This window comes from Marinobacter sp. Hex_13 (assembly GCF_001566815.1).
GTDB classification, from domain to species: Bacteria; Pseudomonadota; Gammaproteobacteria; order Pseudomonadales; family Oleiphilaceae; genus Marinobacter; species Marinobacter salarius.
This window is the reverse complement of the sequence record NZ_LSMM01000070.1, coordinates 104,325-111,081: the sequence shown is the minus strand read 5'-3', so window position 1 is coordinate 111,081 and position 6,757 is coordinate 104,325. Positions and strand designations below refer to the sequence as shown.

The 6,757-nt window shown below is 55.3% G+C and carries 4 protein-coding genes and 1 pseudogene; all 5 read right to left on the bottom strand.

What is annotated here, in order from left to right; translation table 11 throughout:
* Positions 1-321, bottom strand: a pseudogene (locus AXW11_RS17435) (LuxR C-terminal-related transcriptional regulator); the annotation flags it as partial.
* A 289-nt stretch (positions 322-610) separates the two neighbouring features.
* Positions 611-1,972, bottom strand: coding sequence for a DUF1329 domain-containing protein (locus AXW11_RS17430; RefSeq protein WP_075196498.1), 1,362 nt, complete (start codon positions 1,970-1,972; stop codon positions 611-613).
* A gap of 33 nt (positions 1,973-2,005) precedes the next feature.
* The gene (locus tag AXW11_RS17425) at positions 2,006-3,907 is read right to left on the bottom strand and encodes a DUF1302 domain-containing protein (RefSeq protein WP_075196499.1); all 1,902 of its coding nucleotides are present in this window, start codon (positions 3,905-3,907) and stop codon (positions 2,006-2,008) included.
* A 242-nt stretch (positions 3,908-4,149) separates the two neighbouring features.
* Positions 4,150-5,334 (bottom strand): thiolase family protein, encoded by a 1,185-nt coding sequence (locus AXW11_RS17420; protein ID WP_075196500.1) that lies wholly within the window; start codon positions 5,332-5,334, stop codon positions 4,150-4,152.
* A gap of 65 nt (positions 5,335-5,399) precedes the next feature.
* A complete protein-coding gene (gene zapE / locus AXW11_RS17415) occupies positions 5,400-6,497 on the bottom strand; it encodes a cell division protein ZapE (protein ID WP_177190585.1) in 1,098 nt (365 codons plus the stop codon).
* Between the last annotated feature and the right edge of the window lie 260 nt (positions 6,498-6,757).

Genomic DNA, 6,757 nt, shown 5'->3' with positions numbered 1-6,757 from the left:
CAGGCGCCCGGAATCGTTCTCCTGTCCGGTCAGAGCCAGCCATCGGAGGGTGTCGGAGCTACGGGAGGTTTCACGGAACGCCGCACTCAGGGCATGGGTTTTGCCATAACCGGACGGTGCCTCAAGCAACAGGACCGAGCCCGGTGTTATTGCCGCGGTCAGTTTCTCGGTCAGCGCTGGCCTTTTGAGGTAATTCGGAACGGGCTCCGGCATCCGTACCCGCTGGCGCAACAAATCCCTGATCAACTCGCCACGATGAGTGCCGCCTAGTGTTGACTGGAACTCATCGTTGGCCGCACGGCCATCATCGAATGGTTTCACTCTTTGCCCCGTTGAAAGCCCGGAATCTATGAGCCCGATGGGCCCTTATCCGGCAAATGTGATCTCTGCTTTGTCGTTGCTGCAGCGCCCTGCATCGGGTACGCCTTTAGTATTAGTAGGGAGAGGTTAAACCAAATCGGGGGTAGGCTGCAAAAATTTGACGGCAAGATAACGAAATACCGGCAAATTCCTAACATTTGAGGAAATTCAAAGACTTTAATAAAAAAGCGGCGGACCCAAGGGCCCGCCGCTTTCCAGTCAGCCGGGATTGCTCCCGGATAACGGTGACTTACCGCGTACCTGCACGACGCAGAGCAGCGGGTGTGTAGTCACGTGACATGCGTTCAACACCGAACTCGTAAGGGTTGGACTCTTCGTTGGTCAAACCCAGAACCAGATACCGTCCAGACAACAGATCGTACAGGGTTTCAATGGCGTACCAGGGAACAATCTGATCGTAGAACTGCATGCTGTGCGCTTCTGCCACACGCCAGAGCTCTCCGCGACCATCGTAGTGATCAATCACCGCCGCCTGCCAGGAGTCTTCATCGATGTAGAAGTCACGCTGGGCATAGATATGACGCTCACCGTCCTTCAGGGTGGCACGCACGTGCCAGACACGGTGCAGCTCATAGCGGGTCAGGTCCTGGTTGATATGACCGGCCTTGATGATCTCGTCATAATCCAGGTCACGGTCCACCAGCTTGTAGGAATTGTACGGGATGTACATTTCCTTCTTGCCAACCAACTCCCAGCTGTAACGATCAGGCGCACCGTTGAACATATCGAAGTTGTCGGAGGTACGCATGCCGTCTGAAGCGGTACCCGGGCCGTCATAAGCTACCTGCGGTGCGCGACGAACCCGGCGCTGACCGGCGTTGTATACCCACGCGCGACGCGGCTCTTGAACCTGGTCGATGGTCTCGTGAACCAGCAGGACGTTACCAGCCAGGCGAGCCGGCGCGGTAATGGCCTGTTTGAAATAGAACAGAACATTGGGGTCCATTCCCGGCTCATAGTCATCCAGATACGTCTTCCATGTCAGCTCGTCCTGAAACTTTACAACGCTGAAGGACCCGTCCTCAGTCGGAGTCACCTGCCCAACGTTACGCTGGACCGAACCGCCGCGGTATCGGGTGATGTGGTTCCAGATAACTTCCAGGCCGTTCTGAGGGATCGGGAATGGCGTAGCGGTCTGGTAATTACCCAGGCCGTTACCACTCTTGATCAACTCCACACTCGTGGCGTTGTCAACAGTATCCTTCATGACCTGTTCCGGGTATGCAGCGGAACGGTGCGTCTCGTATACCGGCATGACGTAATCGTCATAACGCTTGATCATTGCGACCTGTCCCGGGGACAGGTTTTCCGCATACTGGTCAACGTTGCTCTGGTTGATGGTGAACTTTGGCTCTTCGTTCGGGAACGGGTTCACATAGATACCATCGTTTTTATACCCGGCAGGAGGCGTGGTCAGACCTCCATCCCAGGCCGGAATAGCGCCTCCGTTACCCGCTTTCTCAGCGCCCATTGGCGTGAGCGAGTCACCCAGCTTGGCCGCTTCCTGTGCGGAAACCGCGCCAAAGGCGTTACCCGCAAACAACGTTGCGGACAGGATGCCAGTGGCCAGTAGCTTCTTGTTCAGTTTCATTTAAATTACCTCGTTAAACGAATTCAGGCCGAATCAGAATGAGTAGGAAACGCTCGCACTCACGAAATCACGGTCAGTCAACTCGTTATACGGCTTGCCACCGAAAAAGTTTGTGTAACCGATATTACCGGTTATACGGTTCTGGTATTCAGCCTGCAGTGACAGACCAATGGCTTTGTTGCCTTCGCTGAAGTTACCACCCGGAGAAGGCGCGTAACCCTGCACATCGTGGCTCCACGCCAACTGTGGTGAAAGGTTAATGCCAGAGAACGCGTTCAGGTAGCTCCACACCAGACGGGTACGGTAGCCCCATGAGAAGGCCGTGGTAAAGCCATCATTGTTACAGTAGTTGGTATTGATGTTGGCACCGGCCTCACAGAAATCACCCGTGAAGTTGGAACCGTCCACCGGCAACGTACCGATACCGAAGGTGCCTGAGCGACCGTAACGGGCTTCATCTTCGTCCGGAAGATCGTGAACGTAGGTGGCACCGAATTCCGTGATCAGGGAGAGGCGACTGGCGCCCATAACCTGGTCGAAGAACTTGATCAGCGTAAACTGCGCCTGGGAAACGTTGAACCGGTCGTAGCCGTCAACAGGCTTTCCGGCCAGATTGGCGCCGCCCGACTCTTCAAGCCGCTGCTTTTCAAGTTTGCTCAGAATTTCCCCGTTTGGGCCACGCTGCTGCAAACCACCATAAATCAGCTCAAATGCGTTCCACTGAAGCGGAACGTTATCACGGAAGCTGTACTCAGCACCCAGAGACCAGCCACCCGGGGTCGTGGTGTTGATACTGATGCCATAGAGATTGATGTTTTCGGGATACTCGATGAAGTAGCTCGGAAACTGGGAGTTCGGCTCATTCGGATCGTTCTGTTGGCTACCACTGGGCGAAGACGGATTGTTCACCAGGCCACTGACATACGGCAGACGGCTGTTGTACTTGATGTAGTAGAAACCAAGCTCCGAATCGTTCAGGGCCGGCACGTACCAACGCAGTGCGACACCGAACTGGTCTTTGGAATCCGCCTCACGGTCCGCCAGACGAGGAGCGATAAAGCCCTGAGCCTCCGCTTGGGAATCAGGCAACTGACCGGCCAACAAAACCGGGCCACAGCCGTCAGCGGCAAAGTCGTTTGTGGAGAAGAATGTGCCGCAATCATCTGGGCGAACGGGCTCCCAGTCAGCTTGCACGAAGGTCTCAACAGTCACATTTTCCGTAATACCTGCGGACGCGTAAAACATCTCAACCGGCAACAGCGCATCCTTCAGTTCCGAGCCTGGTGCCCTGAAGGCAGGTACGTTAACCGGGTTGATGGTATTTATGCCCCCCTGGATAAATGTACTCTCACCCCAGCTCAACACCTGCTTGCCGTAGCGCAGGCTGACCGGCACATTACCAAAATACCAGTCGGAAAATACGTAGGCATCAAGAATTTCGCCGCCGGAGGCATATTTTTTGGCCTCTTCGTTCAGTTCGCGACGCTGACCAACAGGATCAACCGCTCTGCTCTCATCCTTCAACTCGAAGTCATACCAGTAACGCCCCCGCGCAAAGCCACCTATCCGGGTAAGCGTGTCGCTATCCACATCGTAGCTGAGAAAAAGTTCGCTGTTACCCTTGACGATTTTGGAGTAGGTATCCCCTTTCTCGAAGTTGAGGTTACCGTCGTCATAGTTGTTGGTAGAAGCACCGATGTTGGCCAAGGGCTGACCGGGAGCGTATTCAGGCCCCAGGTTACCCTGGGCAATCAACCTTCTGTCCTGTGACTCGGTTCGCCAGCCAACGCCCGCCGACAGCGTCGTGTTGAAAGAGGCTTCCACATCCCCCACGTAAAATGAATAGGCAGCTGCCTGCCCGGATACTCCGGCTGCAACTGCTACGGCCAGCGGCAATTTAGTCCACTGCTGCCATTGATGTGTTTTTCTTGTCATTGGAAGGCTACTCCATTGTTGTTCTGAGTCGCTGCTCTGATTATTGGTGTTCACGATGTTTGGAGGCTTCATGCACAGTGCTCGTGATGTTGGCACTATAGCTAACGCCATCGAACGCTTTGATCAGTCAAAAGTATGATTTTACGATTAAGCCTCTCTCTATTACGCCCCTCTCTGCGGCAGACTTCCCTCGCACTGAGTCACTATAGTCAACAAATTTGGATGCAACCAGCCGGCACAAATCACAGCATTTCAATAGCCATCGCCGTTGCCTCACCACCGCCGATACACAGTGCTGCAACACCCTTCTTCTTGCCGTAGTGATTGAGGGAGTGCATCAGCGTCACCAGCAGGCGGGAGCCGGTGGAGCCAACCGGGTGGCCCTGGGCACAGGCGCCGCCGTGGATATTGACCTTCTCCGGGTCCAGGCCGAGCTCGCGGATCGGCATCATGGCGACCATGGCGAAGGCTTCGTTGATCTCAAACAGGTCCACGTCGTCCTTTGTCCAGCCGGTTTTGGCGAAAAGGGTTTCGATGGCACCCACCGGAGCGCAGGTGAATTCAGCCGGATGCTGGGACTGGGTGCTATGGGCAACGATCCGTGCCAAGGGTTTAAGGCCGCGCTTTTCGGCTTCGGATTCACGCATCAACACCAGTGCAGAGGCACCATCCGATATTGACGAGGCATTGGCCGCGGTAACAGTGCCGTCTTTGGCAAAGGCCGGGCGCAGGCTCGGGATCTTTTCGATGTTGGCGTTGTGGGGTTGCTCGTCGTCCTCAACCACTACCTCGCCTTTGCGGGTTTTGACGGTAACCGGGATGATTTCATCTTTCAGCAGCCCTTCTTCAATGGCTCTCTTGGCCCGGGTCAGGGAGGTAATCGCGTATTCGTCCATCTCTTCCCGGGTATAGCCTTTCTTGTCGGCCATTTCCTGAGCGAAAGCCCCCATCAGCCGACCGGTTTCCGCGTCTTCAAGGCCGTCCAGGAACATATGGTCCTGAGGCGCCTGGCCAGGCCCCATGCGGTAACCACTGCGAACACCCTGAAGAATGTACGGTGCATTGGACATGCTCTCCATACCACCGGCAACCATAATATCGTTGGTGCCGGCCTTGATCACATCGTGGGCAAACATGGCGGCTTTCATGCCCGAACCGCAAAGCTTATTGATCGTAGTGGCACCAGTGCTGTCCGGTAGCCCTGCCTGGCGCATTGCCTGGCGAGCCGGCCCTTGCTTGAGCCCTGCCGGCAGGACATTGCCCATGATCACTTCCTGCACGTCTGCCGGCTGCAAGCCGGCACGGCGGATAGCTTCGGCAATACTGATAGCGCCCAGCTCCGGCGCGGAAACCGCGGCTAGACTGCCCTGGAATCCGCCCATGGGGGTGCGCACACCGCTGACGATGACGACGTTGTCTGTGCTCATTGCTTGATCTCTCTATAGTTTGGGTAGTTCGTTATCGAATTGGACTTCGTTTAGTCCGACGCCTATCAGGCCTTGTGAGGTGCCTCGAGGTATTCCCTGGATTGCATTTCCAGCAACCGGGACTCCGTGCGCTCAAACTCAAACCCTAGCCGCCCGCCGGCATACAGGTCCGTAATCGAAGCTTCTGCGGAAATGATCACCTTGACGTTGCGATCGTAAAATTCGTCAATCATGTTTATGAATCGCCGGGCCTGATCGTCCTTGTCTTTTCCCAGCACCGGGACATTGCTGATGATCACTGCATGGAACTCCCGCGCCAGCTCGATGTAGTCGTTCTGGCTGCGCGGGCCATCGCACAGAGTCTTGAAATCAAACCAGACCACGTCATCGGCGTGGCTGAGGGCAGTCAGCTTTCGGCCGTTGATATCCAACTCCAGGCTGTGGCTGCCCGCCTCAAGCGCAAGCCCGTCGTAACTTTTCTGAAGGCTCTTGTCGGCATCCTCATCCAGGGGAAAGTGGTACAGCTCAGCCTGTTCCAGGGTTCTCAGGCGATAATCCACACCGCCATCCACATTCACCACCTCGGTGTGTTTCTTGACCAGCGCGATGGCGGGCAGGAAGCGGGCACGCTGCAGGCCATCCTTGTAAAGCCCGTCAGGCACGATATTGGAGGTACAAACCAAGGTCACACCACGGCTGAACAGACCATCCATCAACGTTGCCAGTATCATGGCGTCACCGATGTCAGAGACAAAAAATTCGTCAAAGCAAATCACCCGGGTTTCGTCCGCAAACATTTTCGCCACGATATCCAACGGGTTTTTCTCGCCTTTCAGGCTTTTCAGTTCCTTGTGAACACGCTGCATAAACCGGTGGAAGTGCACCCGCATCTTGCGATCAAAGGGCAGAGCTTCATAAAACGTATCCATGAGGTAAGTTTTACCGCGACCCACGCCGCCCCAGAAATACAAACCCTTCACCGGATCTTCTTTGCCCTTCTTGAACTTGAGGCGAAGTTTGACCATCGGTTTGTCACGCTCCCTTTCCGCCGCCACCAGTTTGTCGTAAAGTGACTGCAAACGGCGGACCGCATCTTCCTGGGCCGGGTCTTTGTGAAACTCGGGCCGCTCAAGGTCCTGCTGGTATCGTTCCCATGGGGTCATATGGGTAGTGGTCATACGGATTCGCTTTTGGGGTGTCATTAAGGCGTTTCCCGAAGTATGGTCATTCATAACGGCGGCGTATTGTGGCCGATTTTGGCTTTTTTCGCCACGTTCAACACCCTGAGAAACCGCTGCAACAGCGGGGGCGAGCCAGACATACGACGCAATACGACGATTGGCGCACGAGGCAATCGTGCGTGAACGGGCCTTAGGACGGTATACTTCGGGAAGGAATTCCTATTCATTAAAAGGATCATACA

Excerpts from the sequence above, each read along its gene's own strand:
- AXW11_RS17430 (WP_075196498.1), bottom strand. The coding sequence starts at position 1,972 with ATGAAACTGAACAAGAAGCTACTGGCCACTGGCATCCTGTCCGCAACG.
- AXW11_RS17425 (WP_075196499.1), bottom strand. The coding sequence starts at position 3,907 with ATGACAAGAAAAACACATCAATGGCAGCAGTGGACTAAATTGCCGCTG.
- AXW11_RS17420 (WP_075196500.1), bottom strand. The coding sequence starts at position 5,334 with ATGAGCACAGACAACGTCGTCATCGTCAGCGGTGTGCGCACCCCCATG.
- zapE (WP_177190585.1), bottom strand. The coding sequence starts at position 6,497 with ATGACCCCATGGGAACGATACCAGCAGGACCTTGAGCGGCCCGAGTTT.